Annotated in this window: 19 protein-coding genes; 14 read left to right on the top strand and 5 right to left on the bottom strand. The window is 69.6% G+C overall.

Going from position 1 to position 21,272, the window contains the following annotated elements; all coding sequences use genetic code 11:
- Positions 1-82 precede the first annotated feature (82 nt).
- The 5 genes from dctP (at position 83) to ACFQ4G_RS00430 (ending at position 3,817) form a co-directional block, all read left to right on the top strand.
- Positions 83-1,102 carry a TRAP transporter substrate-binding protein DctP gene (gene dctP / locus ACFQ4G_RS00410; RefSeq protein ID WP_238207857.1) on the top strand — a complete coding sequence of 340 codons (1,020 nt, stop codon included), beginning with the start codon at positions 83-85 and terminating at the stop codon, positions 1,100-1,102.
- Positions 1,099-1,743, top strand: coding sequence for a TRAP transporter small permease (locus tag ACFQ4G_RS00415; RefSeq protein WP_238207855.1), 645 nt, complete (start codon positions 1,099-1,101; stop codon positions 1,741-1,743). Before dctP ends, ACFQ4G_RS00415 begins: the two co-directional genes overlap by 4 nt.
- Positions 1,740-3,092, top strand: coding sequence for a TRAP transporter large permease (locus tag ACFQ4G_RS00420; RefSeq protein ID WP_238207852.1), 1,353 nt, complete (start codon positions 1,740-1,742; stop codon positions 3,090-3,092). The genes ACFQ4G_RS00415 and ACFQ4G_RS00420 overlap by 4 nt, the downstream gene beginning before the upstream one ends.
- A 133-nt stretch (positions 3,093-3,225) precedes the next feature.
- A complete protein-coding gene (locus ACFQ4G_RS00425; protein WP_238207851.1) occupies positions 3,226-3,576 on the top strand; it encodes a BrnT family toxin in 351 nt (116 codons plus the stop codon).
- Positions 3,500-3,817, top strand: coding sequence for a BrnA antitoxin family protein (locus ACFQ4G_RS00430; protein WP_238207850.1), 318 nt, complete (start codon positions 3,500-3,502; stop codon positions 3,815-3,817). The genes ACFQ4G_RS00425 and ACFQ4G_RS00430 overlap by 77 nt, the downstream gene beginning before the upstream one ends.
- A gap of 57 nt (positions 3,818-3,874) precedes the next feature.
- Here ACFQ4G_RS00430 and ACFQ4G_RS00435 read toward each other — a convergent pair whose 3' ends face one another.
- A complete protein-coding gene (locus ACFQ4G_RS00435) occupies positions 3,875-4,471 on the bottom strand; it encodes an LOG family protein (RefSeq protein ID WP_238207849.1) in 597 nt (198 codons plus the stop codon).
- 214 nt (positions 4,472-4,685) lie between these two features.
- Between ACFQ4G_RS00435 and ACFQ4G_RS00440 the strand changes: the two genes are divergently transcribed.
- The 9 genes from ACFQ4G_RS00440 (at position 4,686) to ACFQ4G_RS00480 (ending at position 17,963) form a co-directional block, all read left to right on the top strand.
- Positions 4,686-6,410: a LysM peptidoglycan-binding domain-containing protein gene (locus tag ACFQ4G_RS00440; protein ID WP_238207848.1), complete on the top strand. Its 1,725-nt coding sequence runs from the start codon at positions 4,686-4,688 to the stop codon at positions 6,408-6,410.
- 102 nt (positions 6,411-6,512) lie between these two features.
- Positions 6,513-8,492, top strand: a complete 1,980-nt coding sequence (locus ACFQ4G_RS00445; RefSeq protein WP_238207846.1) for an ABCB family ABC transporter ATP-binding protein/permease — start codon at positions 6,513-6,515, stop codon at positions 8,490-8,492.
- 425 nt (positions 8,493-8,917) lie between these two features.
- Positions 8,918-9,172: an acyl carrier protein gene (locus tag ACFQ4G_RS00450; protein WP_238207844.1), complete on the top strand. Its 255-nt coding sequence runs from the start codon at positions 8,918-8,920 to the stop codon at positions 9,170-9,172.
- Positions 9,169-10,332, top strand: coding sequence for an acyl-CoA dehydrogenase family protein (locus ACFQ4G_RS00455; RefSeq protein WP_238207842.1), 1,164 nt, complete (start codon positions 9,169-9,171; stop codon positions 10,330-10,332). The genes ACFQ4G_RS00450 and ACFQ4G_RS00455 overlap by 4 nt, the downstream gene beginning before the upstream one ends.
- Positions 10,332-11,297 (top strand): amino acid--[acyl-carrier-protein] ligase, encoded by a 966-nt coding sequence (locus ACFQ4G_RS00460; protein ID WP_238207840.1) that lies wholly within the window; start codon positions 10,332-10,334, stop codon positions 11,295-11,297. The genes ACFQ4G_RS00455 and ACFQ4G_RS00460 overlap by 1 nt, the downstream gene beginning before the upstream one ends.
- A gap of 5 nt (positions 11,298-11,302) precedes the next feature.
- A complete protein-coding gene (locus ACFQ4G_RS00465; protein WP_238207838.1) occupies positions 11,303-12,268 on the top strand; it encodes a DUF1839 family protein in 966 nt (321 codons plus the stop codon).
- Between the two features lie 10 nt (positions 12,269-12,278).
- On the top strand, positions 12,279-14,765 hold the full coding sequence (locus ACFQ4G_RS00470) for a glycoside hydrolase family 2 protein (protein ID WP_238207836.1): 2,487 nt from the start codon (positions 12,279-12,281) through the stop codon (positions 14,763-14,765).
- Positions 14,755-16,476, top strand: a complete 1,722-nt coding sequence (locus tag ACFQ4G_RS00475) for an alpha/beta hydrolase (protein WP_238207835.1) — start codon at positions 14,755-14,757, stop codon at positions 16,474-16,476. Before ACFQ4G_RS00470 ends, ACFQ4G_RS00475 begins: the two co-directional genes overlap by 11 nt.
- 296 nt (positions 16,477-16,772) lie before the next feature.
- Positions 16,773-17,963, top strand: a complete 1,191-nt coding sequence (locus tag ACFQ4G_RS00480) for an MFS transporter (RefSeq protein ID WP_238207833.1) — start codon at positions 16,773-16,775, stop codon at positions 17,961-17,963.
- Positions 17,964-18,003: 40 nt separating this feature from the next.
- Here the strand turns inward: ACFQ4G_RS00480 and ACFQ4G_RS00485 are convergent, their stop codons facing one another.
- From ACFQ4G_RS00485 to ACFQ4G_RS00500, 4 genes are read right to left on the bottom strand one after another with little or no spacing between them, the layout of a single operon-like run.
- Positions 18,004-18,342, bottom strand: a complete 339-nt coding sequence (locus tag ACFQ4G_RS00485; RefSeq protein ID WP_238207831.1) for a hypothetical protein — start codon at positions 18,340-18,342, stop codon at positions 18,004-18,006.
- A gap of 10 nt (positions 18,343-18,352) precedes the next feature.
- The gene (locus tag ACFQ4G_RS00490; protein WP_238207829.1) at positions 18,353-19,126 is read right to left on the bottom strand and encodes an ABC transporter ATP-binding protein; all 774 of its coding nucleotides are present in this window, start codon (positions 19,124-19,126) and stop codon (positions 18,353-18,355) included.
- Positions 19,123-20,163, bottom strand: coding sequence for a FecCD family ABC transporter permease (locus tag ACFQ4G_RS00495; RefSeq protein ID WP_238207828.1), 1,041 nt, complete (start codon positions 20,161-20,163; stop codon positions 19,123-19,125). Before ACFQ4G_RS00495 ends, ACFQ4G_RS00490 begins: the two co-directional genes overlap by 4 nt.
- On the bottom strand, positions 20,160-21,257 hold the full coding sequence (locus ACFQ4G_RS00500) for an iron ABC transporter substrate-binding protein (RefSeq protein ID WP_238207827.1): 1,098 nt from the start codon (positions 21,255-21,257) through the stop codon (positions 20,160-20,162). The genes ACFQ4G_RS00495 and ACFQ4G_RS00500 overlap by 4 nt, the downstream gene beginning before the upstream one ends.
- Positions 21,258-21,272: the final 15 nt, after the last annotated feature.

The following is a 21,272-nucleotide window of genomic DNA, read 5'->3' on the forward strand; positions in this document are numbered from 1 at the left end:
TTGGTATAAAGAATTAGCGTTGCAGTATAAATGGTGCAGCGCAAAACGGCGAGACCGCAAAGGTTCGCCCGGGAGAGACGCCATGACGTTGACACGCCGCGCCCTCGTCGCATCCGGCCTCGCCGCCCCCGCCATCCTGGCCATGGGGCTGAGGGCGAATGCTGCGACCACGCTGAAGATCTCGCACCAATTCCCCGGCGGCACGATCGACGAGGGCGACTTCCGCGATCGCATGTGCCGCAAATTCGCGGCCCTGGCGGCCGAGCGCTCGAAGGGCGCCCTGGAGGTGCAGGTCTATCCGGGCTCGTCGCTGATGAAGACGAACGCCCAGTTCGGCGCCATGCGGAAGGGCGCCCTCGACATGAGCCTGTATCCGAGCCCCTATGCCGGCGGCGAGGTGGCGGAGATGAATATCGGCCTGATGCCGGCGCTGGTGAGCTCCTACGAGCAGGCCATCGCCTGGAAGAAGGCACCGGTCGGCCGGAAGATCACCGAGATCCTCGAATCGAAGGGCATCGTCCTCGTCTCCTGGGTCTGGCAATCGGGCGGCGTCGCCAGCCGCGAGCGTCCCCTCTATGCGCCGGAAGACGCCAAGGGCCTGAAGGTTCGGGGCGGATCGCGCGAGATGGACCTGATGATGAAGCAGGCGGGCGCGGCCACCCTGTCGATTCCCTCGAGCGAGTCCTACGCCGCCATGCAGACGGGCGCCTGCGACGCGGTCATCACTTCGTCCACCAGCCTGATCTCGTTCCGCCTGGAGGAACTGGCCAAGTCCCTGACCTCGGGCCGCGAGCGTTCCTACTGGTTCATGCTCGAGCCGATCATGATGTCGAAGATCGCCTTCGACCGCCTGCCCAAGGACCAGCAGGACCTGATCATGGCGATCGGCGCCGAACTCGAGCCCTTCGGGCAGGCCGGCGCCAAGGCGGACGACACCAAGGTCGAGGAGATCTTCACCAAGGCCGGGGCCAAGGTTCAGAACCTCGACGAGAAGACCCTGGGCCAGTGGCGCGACATCGCCCGCGAGACCGCCTGGAAGGACTTCGCCGGCAAGTCGGCGAGCTGCGCGGAGCTCCTCAAGCTGGCGGAGCAGGTCTCGTGAGCCACGCCTTCGACGCGGCGTCCGCCGCTTCAGAGACCGCGACGGCCACGTCCGAGCCCCGGATCCCCGGGATGCTCGGGCATCTCGACCGGGGGATGAAGGCCATCAACCGGGTGATCATGCTGCTCGGCGGCATCGCCTTGGTCTGCGCCTGCCTCGTGCTGAGCTACAGCGTGCTCGTGCGCTACGCCCTGCACGAGCCCACCGACTGGCAGGACGAGATGGCGGTGTTCCTCATCGTGGGCGCCACCTTCTTCTCGGCCGCCGCCGTGCAGGCCAAGCGCGGCCACGTGGCGATCGAGGCCCTGAGCGGCCTGCTCTCGCCCCGTGTGAACCGCGCACGCCTGCTGATGGCCGACATCATCAGCATCGTGTTCGTCACCTTCTTCGCCTGGAAGAGCTGGAGCCTGCTGCACGAAGCCTGGGTCGACGGCCAGGTCTCGCAATCGTCCTGGGGGCCGCCCCTGTGGATTCCCTACGCGCTCATGGCGATCGGCATGAGCTTCCTCGGCCTGCAATTCCTCCTGCAGATCGTCGAGGCGCTGACATACGGACCGCGCGCGGCCGGCTGGGCCAACCCGAAGGTCGGCCTCGGCGCCGATCTCAACAAGAACACCCTGAAGACGGGCACACACCCATGAGCGTCGCGGCCATCGGCTTCCTCTACGCGGGCGCGACGCTCAGCGCGATGCTCGCCGGCATCCCCATCGCCTTCGCCCTGGGCTTCGTCGCCCTGGCCTTCATGTTCTTCTTCATGCCCGGCGCCTCCCTCGATACGGTGGCGCAGAACGTCTACGAGGAGATGGCCTCGATCACCCTGCTGTCGATTCCGCTCTTCATCCTGAAGGGCGCGGCGATCGGCCGGTCCAAGGCGGGTCAGGACCTCTATTCGGCGATGCATGCCTGGATGCACCGCATCCCCGGCGGCCTCGGCATCGCCAACGTCTTCGCCTGCGCGCTGTTCGCCGCCATGGCGGGATCGAGCCCGGCCACCTGCTCGGCCATCGGCTCTGCCGGCATTCCGGAGATGCGCAAGCGCGGCTACTCGCCGGGCTTCGCCGCCGGCATCATCGCGGCGGGCGGCACGCTCGGCATCCTGCTCCCGCCCTCGATCACCATGATCCTCTACGCGGTGGCCGCAGAGCAGTCGCTCGGGCGCCTGTTCCTCGCCGGTATCGGGCCGGGCTTGCTGCTGGTCGGCCTGTTCGCCGCCTGGTCGGTCTACCGGTTCCGCTCAGAATACGCCGCCGCCAAGGTCGCCTACGAGCGCCACGGCACCACCTCGGCCATCCTCCACGAAGATACCTACAGCATGCGGCAGCGCTTCTCGACGCTGCCGCGGGTGCTGCCCTTCGTGATCCTGCTCACCGGCGTGATGGTGGCGCTCTATGGCGGCTACGCCACGCCGTCCGAGACGGCCGGCCTCGGAGGCCTCCTGGCGCTGGGCCTCATCGCGATCATCTACGGCGTCTGGCGCCCGAAGGACGTGAACCCGATCCTCGCCGCGACCCTGCGCGAATCGACCATGCTGATGCTGATCATCGGCATGTCGCTGCTCTACGCCTACGTGATGAGCTACCTGCACATCTCGCAATCGGCGGCCTCGGCCATCGTGGCGATGCAGCTCTCGCCCTGGGTGCTGCTGGTGACGATCCTCGGTCTCGTGATCCTGCTCGGCTTCTTCCTGCCGCCGGTCTCGATCATCCTGATGACGGCGCCGATCATCCTGCCGCCGCTCAAGGCCGCCGGGTTCGACCTCGTCTGGTTCGGCGTCGTGATGACCATCACCATGGAGATGGGCCTGATCCACCCGCCGGTGGGCCTCAACATCTTCGTCATCAAGAACATCGCCCCCGACATTCCGCTCAAGGACATCATCTGGGGCACGCTGCCCTTCGTGATCCTGATGGCGGTGGCGATCCTGATCCTCTGCCTCGTCCCCGGCATCGCCATGTGGCTGCCGAACTGGCTCCTGCCCTCGACGCGATAGGCGCTCGGCCCGATCGGCGACGGGCGGCACGGACCTTGCCGGTCCGGGCCGCCTGTCCCCGTCCGGCGAAGTCTGCGCCGCATGGACGTGTCGCATCGTGTCACTACAATAGCGTCGTTACATCGAGGCGACGATGCTGCGTTTCAGCTGGGATCCGCTCAAAGCCGCGAGCAATCTCAGAAAGCACCGCGTCACCTTCGCCGTCGCGACGCGCGTTTTCGCCGACCCATACGCGCTCATGGAGCAGGACCGGGTCGAAGGTGGCGAGCTCCGCTGGTTGATCGTCGGTCTCGTCGACGGATTGCTGGTTCCGGCGGTCGCACACACCGTCACGAACGAGGAGGACGGGTCGGGGACGATCCGGATCATTTCGGCTCGGGCGGCGGATCGACGGGAACGGAGGTTCTATGAACAGGAACGATCACGTCGGATATGCACTCGATCCCGACCATCCGCCGGCTCTCACCGCCGCGGAGAGGGCTGAGCTCAAAGCGCTGGCCGCCGTACCGGACGACGACATCGACCGGTCGGATATCCCGCCGCTCACGGAGGACTTCTTCGCGAGCGCCGTCCGCAACCCGTTTTACCGACCGGTGAAGGCACAGCTCACGACGCGGATCGACGCTGATGTCCTGGCTTGGCTGAAGGCCGGCGGTCGCGGCTATCAGACCAAGCTCAACGCGATCCTGCGGCAGGCGATGTTGCGCGAAACCGCCAAGGATTAGAGCCCCGATCCGAAAGGCGGATGCGGGACGAGGCCCCAGGCGTTCGCTGCCGTGCGGTCAGAGCCGCTCGGCCACGAACGCTTCGGCTTCCGGAGAGGTCTCCGTCGATTCGTCCTGCAGCAATCCGACGACCTCGCCCGCATCCTTCGCCACGAGATAGTTCAGGTCGAGACCCTCGCGGATGAAGCCCTGGTCGCGCATGTGGTCGAGGAGGGTCAGCAGCGGCGTCCAGAAATCGGAGACCGAAAGCAGCAGGATCGGCTTCTTGTGCTGGCCGAGCTGCGCCCAGGTGAGCTGTTCCACCAGCTCCTCCAGGGTGCCGATGCCGCCGGGCAGGGCCACGAACGCGTCCGAGCGTTCGAACATCAGCCGCTTGCGGGTATGCATGTCGCCGACGACGATGGTCTCCTGGATCTCGTCGAGCATCCTTTCGCGCGATTTCAGGAAGTCGGGGATGATGCCGGTGACGTGGCCGCCGGCATCGAGCACCGCCTGCGCCACGGTGCCCATCAGCCCGACATTGCCGCCGCCGTAGACGAGGCCGATGCCGGCCTCCGCCAGGGCGCGGCCAAGCGTCGCCGCAGCTTCGGCGAAGGCCGGATCACCGCCGAAACCGGAGCCGCAATAGACGCAGACGGTCTTCACCGGGGCCATGTTTCGCCTCCGACGGTGAGAGCCAGAGCGGCGCCGTCCAGGGGCCAAACTGCTGATTTCGCGAATGATCCCGTCTTTTGGCGGGAAGCGTGATTTGGTGTTGCCATCATGTCGGCTAGTATGTCGCCATCAATCGACACTTTGTCGACAGCCAGAGACGAACGTCGACGACGTTATCTGCCGCAAAGTCGATGGACCTGAGGAGTGGAGTGTCATGACGGCGGAGTTGCGGCGAAGCCTGATCCTCGCCTGCGGTGGCCTGTTATGCGGTTTCGCCCTGGTGGTCGTCTTCTTCGGCACGGGCGAGCTGTTCAAGCGCGGGCAAGGCGACAGGCAGCCCGCGGCGGTCGCGGCCCTGCCCCAGACGAAGGACACCAGCACGCCGGAATCGCGCGCCGCGGAATCGCCCGCCGCCGCCGGTTCGGCGGTGACCCCGCCCGCCCGGCGCGAGGAGGGAGCCTCGACGACGCCGGGAAAGTCGCCGGCGAACGGGCGGGGCGTCACCGGGCAGACGGGCAATCCCCCCGCCGGCCAGGACCAGGGGCAGGCTCCGACCTTCGACATCATCCGCGTCGAGCCGACGGGCGAGACCGTGATCGCCGGCCGCGGAGCGCCCAACACCACCGTCGAGATGCTGCGCGACAATCACCCGATTGCCCGTGCGCTCATCGACCCGTCGGGCCAGTTTGCCATCGTCCCGCCTGCACTCCCCGCCGGTAACAGCGAGATCACGCTGCGCTCCATCGGCCCCGACGGCCAGGGCCTCCAGGCCAGGGAGACCGTGGTGGTGGTGGTCTCCGCCGACCGCCTCACCAAGCCCCTCATCGCCCTGACCTCCCCCGACAAGCCCACGGTGGTGCTGTCGCAGCCCGATCGGCCCGAGGCGGATGCCGCGTCCGGCAAGGTGGCCGGCACCATGACGGGCAAGGCGGCGGACGGCACTGCCGCCAACGGCGATGCGAAGGCGGCTGCGTCGGGCAAGGCCGGCACCGCGGATCGCGCCGATGCCGGCCTTCCGAAGGCGGGCGGCGCCGACGCCGCCAAGACCGACGCCGCCAAAGCCGAGGCGAACAAGTCGGGTGCGTCCGCATCCGGCAAGGCCGACCCGAGGAAGCCGGACGCCGTGCCGGTCAAGGTCGTCAGCGTCGATGCGGAGGAGGGCGGCCGCCTCTTCGTCACCGGACAGGCGCCGCCCGGCGCCACCGTCCGCCTCTACATCAACGACACCCTGATCGCGCCCGGCAGCGTCGGTGCGGACGGGCGGGTCTCGTTCACGATCGGACGCGGCGTCGCGCCCGGCGATTACCGGATCCGCATCGATCAGGTCGATCCCGTCTCGGGCAAGGTGAAGAACCGCTCCGAGGTCGCCTTCGCCATGCCGCGCGCGGCGAAGTCCGTGGTCGCCACGGGACCGGACGCACCGCCTCCGAACGCCGTCGCGGCCCTAGCGCCTCCGCCGCTTCCGGGCAAACCCTCTCCGAGCGCGGCGCTGGCGGCCAAGGCGCACGCCAAGCTCTCCTCCGGCCTGCCATCGTCCGGCCACCACTCCGTCGGCGACCGTTCGGTCCAGGGGGCGCCGCAGGACGCCTCGCCGAGCGCGCCGGCCTCCCCGATGACGACGGGCCAATCGCGGCCGAGCCCGACGACGGACCAGGCCGGCGCCGCCTCGGTTTCTTCGTCGCCTTCGGCTTCGGCGCTTCAGCCCCCGGCCGCACCCCAGGCCGTGTTCGTGCCGGAGATCAACACCGCCCGGATCACCCGGGGCGACAGCCTGTGGGAGATCAGCCGGCGCATCTACGGCAAGGGGACCCGCTACACCGTGATCTTCGACGCCAACCAGCCGCAGATCCGCAATCCGGACCTGATCTATCCCGGCCAGATCTTCGTCCTGCCCTCCGAGAGCGCATCGACGCTGCCGCAGGAGAAGCGACGCAGCTGAACGCGCGTCCGCGCATTCCGGCCCTGCGTGGTCGGCCGCCTGTCTGGAACGGTTCGAGGGACTATATCGGGGCCTGACATCATCCACCCCGAGTTCGTCCGAATGAGCACCGATCCCACCCCCGTGGCGGACGGCGGCACAACGCCGCCCGAGCGCCCCGGCCTGTTCGCCACCTACCGCCGGCTCTGGCCCTATCTCTGGCCGCATACGCGGCCGGACCTGCAGCGGCGCGTCTTCCTCGCCTTCGGCCTCCTCCTCGTCGCCAAATTCGTGACGATGCTGACGCCTTTCACCTTCAAATGGGCGACCGACGCCCTCGTTGCGGCGATCGGCGACAAGGACGGGCTCCGGGCCGCGATGCCCGCCGGACTGTTCGCGGCGCCGATGCTGATGATCGGCCTCTACGGCCTGTCCCGCGTCATCATGGCCGTGCTCACACAGGTGCGCGACGGGCTGTTCGCCAAGGTGGCGATGCATGCGGTGCGGCGTCTCGCCCTGCAGACTTTCGAGCACATGCACCGGCTGAGCCTGCGCTTCCATCTCGAGCGCAAGACCGGCGGCCTCACCCGCGTGCTGGAGCGCGGGCGCGGCGGCATCGAGGAATTATCGCGGCTGATGGTGCTGACGCTGGTCCCCACCATCGTCGAGTTCCTGCTTGTCATCGGCGTCCTCGCCTACGAGTTCGACTGGCTCTACTCGGCCGTCGTCTTCGTCATGGTCGCGGCCTATCTCGGCTTCACCTGGAAGGCGACGCAATGGCGGATCGAGATCCGCCGGCGCATGAACAACTCGGACACCGACGCCAATACCAAGGCGGTGGATTCGCTGCTCAACTTCGAGACGGTGAAGTATTTCGGTGCCGAGCGGCGCGAGGCCGAGCGCTACGACGGCTCCATGGCGAAGTACGAGAAGGCCTCGACCCAGACCTACGTCTCCCTCGCCGTGCTCAATGCCGGCCAGGCGCTGATCTTCACCGTGGGCATGACCGTGGTGATGTGGCTCGCCGCGCGGGACATCATGGCCGGGCGCACGACGCTCGGTGGGTTCGTCCTCGTCAACACGATGCTGGTGCAGCTCTCCATGCCGCTCAACTTCATGGGCATGATCTACCGGGAGATCAAACAGGCGCTCATCGACATCGACGACATGTTCCAGATCCTGCACCGCAACCCCGAGATCGCGGACAGGCCGGGCGCCAGACCCCTCGCCGTCTCGGCGGGCGTGGTGCGGTTCGAGGATGTGCGCTTCGCCTACGACCCGGCGCGGCCGATCCTGCGCGGCGTCAGTTTCGAGGTCCCGGCCGGACGCACGATCGCCATCGTCGGTCCCTCGGGCGCCGGTAAGTCGACCCTGTCGCGGCTGCTGTTCCGGTTCTACGAGCCGCAATCGGGCCGCATTCTCATCGACGGCCAGGACATCGCCGCCGTCGAGCAGGGGAGTCTCAGGGCCGCCATCGGCATGGTCCCGCAGGACACCGTGCTGTTCAACGACACGATCGGCTACAACATCCGCTACGGGCAATGGGATGCGAGCGAGGCGCAGGTCCGCGAGGCGGCGCGCCTCGCGCAGATCGACCGGTTCGTGTCGGCCCTCCCCGAAGGCTACGACACGCCGGTGGGCGAGCGTGGCCTGAAGCTCTCCGGCGGTGAGAAGCAGCGCGTCGCCATCGCCCGCACGATCCTGAAGGGACCGCCGATCCTCGTCCTCGACGAAGCGACCTCGGCCCTCGATTCCTTCACAGAGCGCGAGATCCAGGACGCCCTCGACAAGGTGTCGAGGGGGCGCACCACCCTCGTCATCGCCCACCGCCTCTCGACGGTGGTCAATGCCGACGAGATCATCGTGCTCGACCGGGGCGTCATCGTCGAGCGCGGCGACCACCAGGGCCTGCTCGATCTCGGCGGCGTCTACGCCTCCCTTTGGAGCCGCCAGCGCGAGGCCGACGAGGCGCGCGAGATCCTCAAGCGGGCGGAGCAGGAGAGGCTGGACCGGGACCGGTCGGAGGACGCGACCTCCTCCGAAGGTCCCGTCGCCCCGCAACCGAAGCGGCCCGTCGTGCCCGAGCCGATGCCGGCGGAGTGAAGGCGCGGCGGGGTACTCATGGGCGTCTTCCGCCGAACGCCGCCATTCCGGACTCGCCTTCGGCACTCCGGAGTGACGGTGCAGGTGTCGTAACGGGCGCGACCGTCTCGGTGGCCATGGCGCGGCGGCCCGGCGTCGAAGCGCCACTCGGTCTCTCGATCCGCGCCGCGGCACGAGGCTTCCGGTCCGCATCGGATTGCCCGGAAAATGCGGATTTCCGTGCCGGCCGAGAATCCCTTGTGGCGGCCCCGGCATCGACTGGCGGCCTCTATGTGCGGACCGTCATGCGATAGATCAGTAACTGATCTCATTCACAATGCGGTAATAGAAGTCGTCGTACTCTATTAACTAACGACACCGATTGAACTTGACCATGACGAGTAATGCGATAATTTGATCTAATATTACTAAAAGGGTCCGGCAATATGGTGCTTTCCCAAGATGTTCGCGAGACTCTGAAGAGCGTCGCGGCATTGTCCGAGACGATCGACGGGATCGGCGACGACGACAACCTGTTCGACAAGGGCCTCGATTCGTTCGGGTCGGTCCAGCTGATGCTGGCGCTCGAAGAGCGCTACGACATTGAGTTTCCGGACAACCTTCTCAACCGGCGCTCCTTCTCCACCATCCGCATCATCGGCGAGACGGTGAACAAGCTCACGCTTTCGGCCGCCGCATGAACGCCCTCGTCCTCCGCGCCAAGCGGGTCGCGGTAATCGCGGCCGCCCATGCCGATGAGGTCGACCGTCAGGCCCGCTTTCCGGCGGAGGCGGTGGCGGCCCTCAAGGCCGAGCGCCTGCTCGGGATTCAGATCCCGATGCAGTTCGGCGGAGAGAGCGCCGGCCTGTCGCAGATCGCGGAGGTCTGCTTCACCCTGTCCCAGGCCTGCTCCGCCGCGGCGATGGTCTTCGCCATGCACCAGATCAAGGTCGCGAGCCTCGTCTCGCATGGCCTCGACAGCGACTGGCACTGCAGCCTGATGGAGCAGGTGGCGCGCGAGCAGCTCCTCTTCGCCTCGGCCACCACGGAGGGCGGCATCGGCGGCGACCTGCGCAACAGCCTGTGCGCGGTCGAGACGGTGGGCGACGTCTTCCATTTCTCCAAGGACGCAACGGTCATCTCCTACGGCGCCCATGCCGACGTGATCCTCGCCACCGGCCGCCGCCATCCCGACGCGGCCTCGTCGGACCAGGTCCTCGTGGCGCTGATGAGGGGCCAGATGTCCCTGGAGCGCACCAGCACCTGGGATACGCTGGGCATGCGCGGCACCTGCAGCGACGGGTTCAAGCTCGAGGCGCGCGACGTGCCGGTGGCGCAGATCCTGCCGAAGCCCTTCGCCGAGATCGCGGCCCAGTCGATGCTCGCCTCCTCGCACCTCCTCTGGAGCAGCGTCTGGTTCGGCATCGCCAGCTACGCCCTCGACCGGGCCAGGGCCTATGTGCAGGGCGAGGCAAGGCGCCGGCCGGGTCAGGTTCCTCCCGGCGCCCTGCGCCTCGCCGAGGCCGCCAACGAGCTTCAGGCGATGAAGGGGACCGTGGTCGCCGGCCTCCAGCTGTTCGAGCGCGCGCAGGGCGATGCGGACGAACTCGGCTCGATCGGCTTCGCCGTGATGCTCAACAATGTGAAGACGACGATCTCGGCGAAGTCCGTCGACATTGTCCAGCGCGCGCTCGGGATCGTCGGGCTCTCCGGCTACAAGAACGGCACGCCGTTCAGCCTCGGTCGGCCCCTGCGCGACGTCATGTCGGCGCCGCTGATGATCAACAACGACCGTATCCTCTCCAACACCGCCAACCTCCTGCTCGTGCAGAAGGGCGGGGGCCAGCTCCTGAGCGCATGATGGACCAGCTTCTCGCCCCCGCTCCCCTCTCCGACGAGGTCGCCGACGACGAGGTGTCGTCCGAGCCGCGCTCCCTGCTCGACCGGCTGTTCGACCGCGGCCTGCTCGTACGCACCGGCGTCGACGGGCTCTACGGCCGCAGCGGCGATTTCGAGAGCGTGGTCGAGGCCATCGACCGGCTCGCCACGAAGCTCGGCGCCGGGGACGGGGCGGAATCCCTGCGCTTCCCGCCCGGCATGAGCCGGCCCGCCTTCGAGCGCAGCGGCTATCTCAAGGGATTCCCGAACCTCGCCGGCACCATCCACTGCTTCTGCGGCAACGATGCAGACCACGCCCGACTGCTCTCCTGCATCGAGGCCGGCACCGACTGGACCGGCGATCAGGCCGCCAGCGAGATCGTGCTGACGCCGGCCGCCTGCTACCCGCTCTATCCGGTGGCCGCCGCCCGCGGCGCCCTGCCGGAAGCCGGCCTGCTGTTCGACCTGCAATCCTACTGTTTCCGCCACGAGCCCTCGCTCGAGCCGACGCGGATGCAGATGTTCCGCATGCGCGAATACGTCCGCATGGGCAGCCCCGATCAGGTGCTGGCCTTCCGCGAGATGTGGCTCGAGCGCGGCACCGCGATGATGCGCGAGCTCGGCCTGCCGATCGCGGTCGACCCCGCCAACGATCCGTTTTTCGGCCGCGCCGGGCGGATGCTCGCCAACAATCAGCGGGCACAGGGGCTGAAATTCGAGCTGAACGTGCCGGTCAACAGCGAGGACAAGCCCACCGCCTGCCTCAGCTTCAACTACCATCAGGATCATTTCGGCACGATCTGGGACATCAAACAGGCGGATGGCGAGGTCGCGCATACGGCCTGCGTCGGGTTCGGGCTGGAGCGGATCACCCTGGCGCTGCTCCGCCATCACGGCCTCGACATCAAGGCCTGGCCGGCGGCATTGCGCGAACGGCTCTGGGGCTAGGACCGGTGCTCGCCGCCCTCGTCCGCGAGGAGACGCCGGAGGCTCCGGCGCCGACCTCCCATCCGCTGCATGGCTCCGACCGGATCTGGCCGGAGACGAACTGCTACGTCGACCTCTGGATCGAGCTCCTGCACGGCCGTGGCCTCGTCCCCGAGGCGATGCTCGGCTTCACCCTGCGCCAGGATTTCGAAGGCGATCAGTTCACCTTCTTCAAGCCGTTTCCCGGCGATCTCGAACGGCTCTACGGTCTCTCGATCCAGGAACTCGCGATCTTCGAGAGCCTGGAGGCGCATGCGCTGGTGCAGGTCGCGCGCGGATGCCCGGTCCTGGTCGAGGTCGACGCGATCCACCTGCCCGATACCGCGGGCACCACCTATGGCCGCGACCACGGCAAGACCACGATCGGCATTCTCGGTCTCGATGTGCAGGCCCGCGCGCTCGACTATCTCCACAATGCCGGCCGTTTCCGGCTTCGCGGCGCCGATTACGAAGGCATCTTCGGGCCCTCGACGCTGTTTCCCTATGCGGAGTTCGTGAAGGAGATCGGCGCGCCGCTCCCCCGGCGCGAGCTCCACGGCGTCGCCTTCGACATGCTGCGCCATCACCGCCGCTTCGCGCCGCGCGCCAACCCGATCTTCGCCTTCCGGAGGGCGCTGGAGGCGAGAGCGGAGACGCTGGTGCAGAACCCGCTCGGGATCTTCCACAGCTACGCCTTCAACACCACGCGCCAGCTCGGTGCCAATTTCGAGCTTCTCGGCAGCCATCTCGCCTGGCTCGACGAGCAGGGGGGTGCCGGTTTCGCCGCGAGTGCCGAGGCGGCGCAAACCCTCGCGGCGGAGGCCAAGGCGTTCCAGTTCCAGCTGGCCCGGGCCTTCGGCCGGCGCAACGCCACGGGCCTGTGCCAGCGCCTCGACGGGCTGGCCGGCACCTACGACAGGGTGTTCGCCGCCCTCGACAGCGCCCTCGCCTAGGGGCGAAGACATGGCGCGCATCCTCGCCGTCGACGGCGTTCCGGCTTCGGCGGTCGAAGGACCCTGGCACCTGCTGATGAATCCGGCCGGCGCCTGCGCGACCCCGCGCGACCTGCCCCGGAACGACGCCGTGTCCGGCTGGATTCCGGCCCGCGTTCCGGGCACCGCAGCCGCTGCCCTGCGGGATGCGGGGCTCTGGTCCGAGGAGGCACCGACGCCGATCCACGATTCCGACGTGTGGTATCGGACGATCCTGTCGGGTTCCGGCCGGGAGCGCCTGTCCTTCGAGGGATTGGCGACCATCGCCGAGATCTGGATCGACGGAACGCTCGCCGCCACCGGCCGCTCGATGTTCCTGTCGCAGCACGTCGAGGCGGATCTCTCCGGCGAGACCGAGATCGCCCTGTGCTTCCGCTCGCTTTCGGCGGAACTGGCGCGCCCGCACAAGCGCGGCCGCTGGCGCCCGCTTCTGGCGACGCCGGGCTCCCTGCGCCGCATCCGCACCAGTGTGCTCGGCTTTATGCCGGGCTGGTGCCCGTCCATCGACAGCGTCGGCCCCTACCGGCCGGTGACGCGGACCGCGCTCGGCGCCGGCTCGGGACATCTCGCCTCCGTCGATCTGCGCACGGCGCTCGAAGACGGGACCGGACGGCTCACGGCGCGGGTCGAGCTCGACGGCGCGCCGGACGGGGCCGCGATCCTGATCTGCGACGGCCACGAGATCGCTTTGCGGCAAAGTGCGCCGGGCCGGTTCGAGGGCGAACTCCTGCTGCCCGGGATCGCGCCGTGGTGGCCCCATACCCATGGCGAGCCGACGCTTCATTCCGTGGACCTGATGGTCGCGGGCCGGCGCCTCGATCTCGGCCGCGTCGGCTTTCGCACCATCACCCTGACCCGTCCGTTCGAGGAGGGCTTGAGCCTCACGATCAACGGCGTCCCGGTCTTCTGCCGCGGCGCCTGCTGGACTCCGCCCGACCTCGTGGGCCTGCCCAACGACCGCGACGGCTACCTGCCTCTCCTGATGCTGGCGCAGGAGGCCGGCATGAACATGCTGCGCGTGCCCGGCATCACGCTCTACGAGGCTCAAATCTTCCACGATCTCTGCGACGAGCTCGGCATCCTGGTCTGGCAGGACCTGATGCTCGCCAATTTCGACTATCCCACCGACGATCCCGGCTTCCGCGCGATGCTGGTCGAGGAAATCACGCAGTTCCTCGACCGTACCCAGACCTCGCCCTCCCTCTGCGTCCTGTCGGGCGGGAGCGAGGTCTGGCAGCAGGCGGCGATGCTCGGATTCCCGCGCGAGGTCTGGGCCGGCAGCTTCGTCGCCGAGACGCTTCCAGCCCTGGTGGCGCAAACACGGCCCGACCTCGTGGTGGTGCCGAACTCGCCCTCAGGGGGAGACCTGCCGTTCTCCACCTCCGCCGGCGTGACCCATTATTACGGCGTCGGCGCCTATCGCCGTCCGTTCGAGGATGCGCGCCGGGCCGAGGTCGGCTTCGCCTCCGAGTGTCTCGCCTTCGCCAACGTGCCGGACGCCGCGACCCTCGCCGAATGCGGCCTCACCGATCCCACATCGCCGCGTTGGGCGGCCGCCATTCCCCGCGACCGGCGCGCGGATTGGGATTTCGAGGGCGTGCGCGACCATTACGTGGCCACCCTCTACGGCGCCGATCCCGAGCGCCTGCGGGCGGAGGACCCGGTGCGCTACCTGACCCTCGGCCGGGCGGCGAGCGGCGACTGCATGGAGGCGGTGTTCGCCGAATGGCGCCGGGCCCGCTCGCCCAATGCCGGCGGCCTGGTCTGGTTCTTCCGCGATCTGGCGCCGGGGGCGAGCTGGGGCATCGTCGATTGCCTCGGGCGCCCGAAACCGGCCTGGTACGCCCTGAAGCGCGCCTTCCGGCCCGTCCAGCTCACCCTCTCGGACGAGGGGCTGAACGGCCTCCAAGTCCATGTCCACAACGAGACGGCGCGAAGGCTCGACGCGATTCTGCGCCTCGCCTTCACCGATCCGGCCGGCCGCGTCGTCGCCAGGGCCGAGCGGGCGATCGCGCTCGGCCCGCGAAGCTCCGCATCCTGGTCCTCGGCGGACATGCTGGGGCGCTTCTTCGACGCCACCGATGCCTATCGCTTCGGGCCGCCGGCCCATACGCTCGGCCATGCGAGCCTCACCGAGGCGGGACATGGCGCGACGATCGCCGAGGCGTTCCATTATCCGCAGGGGCGGAATCCCGAGCCGCAGGAACTCGGGCTCGAGGTCGAGCTCCTCCGGGAGGGATCGGGCTGGGCGCTGCGGATCGCCACGGAACGGCACGCCCTCGGCGTCAGGATCGAGACGACGCGCGGGCGTCCGGCGGACGATTGGTTCTCCCTCGCGCCCGGATCGGTGCGCCATGTGGCGCTCGTCGGGACGGCGGGAGAGGGTGAACGGCCCGAGGGACGCGTCGGCGCCATCAACGGCATCGGGATGGTGAGGTTCGGTCGAGATGGCGTTTGAGACTTCACGGATCGCCGAGGACACGACCTTGCCGCTGCGGCCCATCGCCTTCGACGGCCTGTTCGGCTGGTTCAGCCCGGGGATCGGCCGCCGCGGCGTCGTCCTGTGCGGCACCCATGGCTACGAGCAGCTCTCGGCGCACCGCCCGTGGCGGACGCTCGCGGAACGGATCGCCGCCACAGGCTGCGCCACCCTGAGCTTCGATTATCCCGGCGCCGGCGATTCCGGAGACGCCGGCGCGGACAGCGTCGAGGGATGGGTCCGCGCGATCCGCCGGGCCATTCGCCATCTCCGGGACGAGGCGCAGGCGGAAGAGATCGTCCTCGTCGGACTTCGCCTCGGCGGCACGCTCGCGGCCCTCGCGGCCGAGGGCGAGCGGGTCGACGGACTGGTGCTGCTGGCGCCCTTCGCCAGCGGGCGTACCTACCTGCGCGAGATGAAGATGCAGTCGCGCACCATCGGGCGCATGCCCGACGGATCGCCCATGCCGCAGGAGGACGGCACCCTCACGGTCGGCGGTTTCCATATCGGTCCCGGCCTCGCCGCCGAGCTCTCCGCCATCGACCTCGCCGGGGCCGAGCGGGCGCCGGCCCCCGACATCCTGCTCGTCGGCGCGGAGATCGGCGGGCTCGGCCCGCGCTACACCACCCTCGGCGCCACGGTGACGACGCGGCCCTTCCCCGGCCTCGCCGCCCTCGTCGCCAACCCGCTCTATGCCGAGACGCCGGAGGAGACCGTCGCGGGGGTGATCGATTGGGTCGCCGCGGGCGCGCACCCTTGCCCCGGCCGGATCGCCATCCTTCCTCCGGCCTCGGCCGATCCGATCCGCGGCGCCGGCTGGTGCGAGGAGCCTCTACGGTTCGGCACGTCGGTCTTCGGCATCCTCTGCCGCCCGCGCGAGGCGGGGCCGCGACGGCCGTCCGTGCTCTTCGTCAATGCCGGCACCAACGTCCATTCCGGCTGGGGCCGCCAGACCACCGTCCTCGCGCGCGGACTCGCGCGGGAGGGCGTCATGTCCCTGCGCATGGACCTGCGCGGCGTCGGCGACAGCCCCGACCGGCCCGGCGGCGCTTCCCCGCTCTACAGCCTCGCCTCCCTCGACGACGTGCGCGCCGCCCTCGACCATCTTGAGACGATGTCCGCCGGCCCGGTCGTCATCGTCGGGTCCTGCAGCGGCGCCTATCTCGCCTTCCAGGCCGTCTGCCGCGAGAACCGGCTGAAGGGCGCGCTCCTCGTCAATCCCTATTGCTTCGACTGGAATCCGGCGGACGACGTCGACAGCGTCATCCGCAACGTGTTCCGGAACGCCTCGACCTATGCCGGCCTCCTGCGGCAGGGAACCGCCTGGCGCAGGCTCGCCCGTGGCGAGATCCGCGTGGGCGCCATCGCGAGGGCGCTCGGCAAGGCCGGCTTCGCGCGCGTGGCGAAGCGGGTGGCGCCCCTGTTCCGGCCCCGTCCCGCCGGCGGCAGCGTGGCCCAGCGCGTCGCCGACCTGCGCCGGCGTGGCGCCCATCTCCATCTCGTCTACAGCGGCGGCGATCGCGGCCTCGCCGCCCTGCACGAGAATCTCGGCCGCTCCCCCGCCAGGATCGCCCGGCGCCTCGGCGAGCCGGTGACGATGATCGAGGGGGCGGACCACGATCTCAGCACCGCCGCGGCCCAGGGCCGGCTCGCCGAGGTTCTGAAGGCATTGCTGCGCCGCCTCGGCTGACCCGACCGCGAGCTGCGACTTCGCTTCCGGGCGTGTGGCGCATCGAACCGGGCGTGCTCCTCACGGCCGTTTCGATCCGACCGCGCCCGCCGAACGGCGCGCCGCGCTCGGTCTCGCACCGCTGCCTTCCACCTGCGCTCTTCGAAGGCGCACCGGGCACGGAACCCGGCCTCGATGCGTTGCCGGCACCGGCCGCATATGAAAGACACCGCCGAGGGCGCGCCTCGGCGACGGCACGGCATCGTCGGGGTCGGGATCGGCTCGCCGGGCGGATCTGCCCTGCTTCGAGGTTGCGAATGAGTGCTGCGCCGATGGCCTTCTCGACCACGCGCCTGATCGTGATCCTGGCCGTGGCCGGCTTTGCCAGCACCTTTGCCGGGCGCGCCATCGAACCCCTGGTCGGCGTGCTCGCCCGCGACCTGCGCAGCGATCCGCACACGGTCGCGCTGCTGTCGACCGCCTTCGCGCTGCCCTATGCGCTGATCCAGCCGATCCTCGGTCCGGTGGGGGATTCCCTCGGCAAGGAGCGGGTCATCGCGGTCTGCCTCGGCATCCTCACCCTGGCCCTGGCGGGATGCGCGCTCTCGGCGGATCTCACCATCCTGTTCGGATTGCGCGTGCTGGCGGGCGCGGCGGCCGGCGGCGTCATTCCGCTGGCGCTCGCTCTCATGGGCGACAGGATTCCGCTGGAGCGCCGGCAGGTCGCCATCGGCCGCTTCCTCGTCGCCGTCATCCTCGGCCAATTGTCCGGCTCGACCTTCGCCGGACTGATCGAGGCCGATGTCGGCTGGAAGGGCGTCTTCGCCATCACGGCGGCGGTCGCGGCGATCGGCTGCGCGGCGGCGATCCTCGGCTTCGAGTGGCGGGCAGGCGCGGCGCCCAAGCGCTTCGCCTTCGGGGAGGCGGTGACGCGCTACCGCACCATCGTCGGCATCCCCCGCGCCCGCGTCTTGTTCGCCGCCGTCTTCGTCGAGGCGATCGCGGTCTTCGGCATCTTCCCGCATCTCGCGCCGCTCATCGAGGCGCGCGGGGAGGGCGGCCCGCGCGAGGCCGGCCTCGCCCTCGCGGGCTTCGCGGCCGGCGGGTTGCTCTACTCGGCTTTCGTCGCCGTGCTCCTGCGCCTGCTCGGCCTGTCGCGGATGCTGATCGGGGGCGGGGTGATCTGCGCCTGCGCCCTCCTGGTCATCGGCAGCGCGGGTAGCTGGCAGGTGGATTGCGCGGCCCTGGTGGCCATGGGGCTCGGTTTCTACATGCTCCACAACACCTTCCAGGTGCAGGTGACCGAGGTGGCGCCCGGCGCCCGCGCATCGGCCGTCTCGCTCCACGCCTTCTCGTTCTTCTGCGGCCAGGCCCTGGGCGTCGCGATCCTCGGCGCCGCCCTGCAGGGCCTCGGCCAGTTCACCGCCCTCGCCCTCTGCGCCGTCGCGATCCTGGCTCTCGGCATCGTCACTGCCCGGTTGCTCATGGGCCGGACGGCGAACACGTAGGCAGGGTCGCCGCACCGGGTCCGTGTGGCGGATGGATGCCCTACGCCGTCTCCAGCCCAGTATACCATTCGGCATAGGTCGTGTTCGCCACCATGCGGCGGTTCTGGTCGGGGGCGCCGTCCGTCCACCAGACGGGGCCGCGCTCGCCGAGGCCGTGCTTGGCGACGTCCACCGCCCGGCGGGCCCGCGCGAGAGCGCCTTCGTCGCCCGCCCGCTTGGCCGTCTTCACCGCGCGCCGGGCGTCCATCAGCGCCTTGACGAAGCGCTCCCGCGCCTCCTCGCCGAGGCTCGGATCGGTGCGCCGCCACAGCCGTCCCTTGACGACGATGTAGCGACCGTCGGGCGTCTCGATCACGGGCGTCCCGCCTGTCTTCGCCATGGCGAGGGCCTCAGCGCGCCAGGACGGGCGTGCAGACGAAGCGGCCCTCGCCCGGCAGCGGCACGATGGCGACCTCGACGCCGTAGAGCAGGCGCAGGGTCTCCGGTGTGACCGCTTCCTCGGGCGGTCCAAGCGCCAGCAGGCGGCCCTCGTGGAGGAGGGCGACCCTGTGGCAGAGGAAGGCGTGGTCGGGATCGTGGGTCGAGAGGACGATCCCGATGCCGCGCCGGCTCAGGTGCCGCACCTGATCGAGCAGACGGGCCTGGTTGCCGAAATCGAGGCTCGCGGTGGGCTCGTCCATGACGAGGAAGCGCGGTTCCCCCGCCAGCGCGCGGGCGATGAGGACGAGCTGGCGTTCGCCGCCGCTGATCTCGGTATAGCTGCGCTCGGCGAGGTGGCCGATGCCGAGGGTGGCGAGGGCGTCGGCGGCGATCGCCTCGTCCGCCCTGCCGGGGACGGCGAAGGCGCCGAGCCGGCTCGCCCGCCCCATCAGGACCACGTCCTGCACGCGGAAGGGGAAGGAGGCCGCATGCGCCTGGGGCACGTAGGCGACGCTGCGCGCGAACCGTGCCCGCGACCAGCGCGCGACGTCCTCCCCGTCGAGGGTGATCCGCCCGGCCTTGGCGGGGATCAGGCCGAGGATGGTCTTGAACAGGGTGGTCTTGCCGCCGCCATTCGGCCCGAGGAGGCCCAGCACCTCCCCCGCCCGCAGGTCGAAGCCGATCCCCTCGCCGATGGTGCGGGCGCCGTGGCCGAAGGCGAGATCCCGGACGAGGAGGTTCACGCCCAGCTCCGCTTGGCATTGGCCAGGAGCCACAGGAAGAACGGCGCGCCGATGAGGGCGGTGAGGATGCCCAGCGGCACCTCGATCGGCGCGATGGTGCGGGCGACGAGATCCACCGCCAGGAGGTAGCCCGCCCCCATCAGCAGCGAGGCCGGCAGCAGGCGGCGGAAATCCGGCCCGACGATCAGCCGCGCCACATGCGGGATGATGAGGCCGATCCAGCCGATCACCCCGGTGACCGAGACGGCGGCGGCGGTCACCAGCGTCGCCGCGGCGATGAAGAGCGGGCGCAGCAGCCGTGTCTCGACGCCGAGCGCCCGCGCCTCCTCCTCGCCGAGGCTCATCAGGTTCATCCGCCAGGCGAACAGGACCAGGGGCAGCAAGCCGAGGAGCATCGCCGGCAGGATCGCGCCGACATCGCCGAGGGTGACGGAAGCGAGGCTGCCGAGCAGCCAGTAGGTGATGGCGGGGAGCTGGTTGTAGGGGTCGGCCAGGACCTTGAGGAGCGAGATCGCGGAGCCGAGCACCGCGCCGATGGCGACGCCCGCCAGCACCAGGGTGAGCACCGGATCGTGCCGTCGCATCGCGAGACCGACCGCGTAGACCGCTCCCACCGCGAGCGATCCCCCGGCGAAGGCGAGGAGCTGGATCGCGCCGACGGGAAGCGAGAGGTAGATGCCCAGCACCGCCCCGAGGCTCGCGCCGGCCGAGACGCCGAGGATGTCGGGCGAGACGAGGGGATTGCGGAACAGGCCCTGGTAGGTGGAGCCCGCCGCGGCGAGGGCCGCGCCGACGACGAGGCTCGCCAGGACGCGCGGCAGCCGCACCTGCAGCACCACGATCTGCGCGGTGGGATCGAGGGTGGAGGGAAGCCCGAGCAGCTTCGTCCATAGGATCCTCGCCACGTCGGCGACGGGCACGGCGAACTTGCCCGTCGCCAGAGACAGGAGGACGAGCAGCAGGAGTGCGACGAGCGGCAGCACGCCCTTCAACGCGCTGCGCAAAGCGGGCCGGGCGGCGATGGCGGGGGCGGTCACGGCCTTGGCGCCCCGGCATCCTTCAGCAGGGTTTCGCGCTGCTCCGCGTCGAGATCCACATGATAGAAGCGCTCGTAGAATTTCTGCGCGATCGCGTCGATCGGTTCCGGGAACAGGTCGGGATGGAGCAGGCCCGCGAGCCAGCGCAGGCCGATCAGGCGGTTGATGCCGGGCGGCGAATCGAACCAGCCGAAGGGCAGGCGGGGTGTCTGGTAGACGCGGCCGGTGCGGACGGCGCGGAGCGTGCTCCACACTGGATCGGTGAAAACGGACTGCCGGAAGGCGGGATCGAGGGTGACGATGGCGTCGGGGTTCCAGGCCAGGACCTGTTCCGGCGACACGGTGGTGAGACCGGTGGCGCCCCCACCCTCCGCGACGTTGCGGGCGCCGGCCAGTTCGAGGATCTCGGTGTTGATCGAGCCGGCGACTCCCGTCTCCAGCCCGCGCGGACCGCGGGCGTAGTAGACGCGCGGCCGCTTGTCGGCGGGGACCGACGCGATCCGGCTCTTCACCAGCGCGATCATCGCCTCGGTATGGGACGCCAGGTCCTTCGCCCGCTCGGGCGCCCCGACCAATTCGCCGAGCTTGGCATAGGTCTCGGCCATCCGGCCGATGCTGCCGTCGAGGAGAATATAGGGAATGCCGGTCTGCGCCTGGATCCGGTCGGCCAGGGAGACGTAGGTCGGCGCGGTGCTGCCGACATCGACGATGAGGTCCGGCTTCAGGGTGAGCACCGCCTCGACATTGGCGGTATTACCCTTGCCCGTCAGCCGGCCATAGGCGGGGAGACCGCGTGTCTCCGGTGTCAGGAAGGCGGCTTCGTCCGGCGAGGGCGCGCGGACCCATCCGATCATGGCGGTCGGCGCCAGGGTGTAGAGCAGGACGGAGGCTGGCGGGCCGGCGGCGAGGACCCGGCTCGCGCGGTCCGGCACCTCCACCGTGCGGCCGGCGGAATCGACGAAGGGGCGTGCGATCGCCGCCCCGCCGGCGAGGACGAGACCTGTGAGAGCCACGATCGCCGCGACGATGCCGGGGGCCGTTCGACGTGACGGGTTTCGCGGGCCTGTGGCCGGCGGGATGCAGCGATCGATCATGGCGCGAACCGTATC

Source organism: Methylobacterium marchantiae, assembly GCF_042679825.1.
GTDB lineage: Bacteria > Pseudomonadota > Alphaproteobacteria > Rhizobiales > Beijerinckiaceae > Methylobacterium > Methylobacterium marchantiae.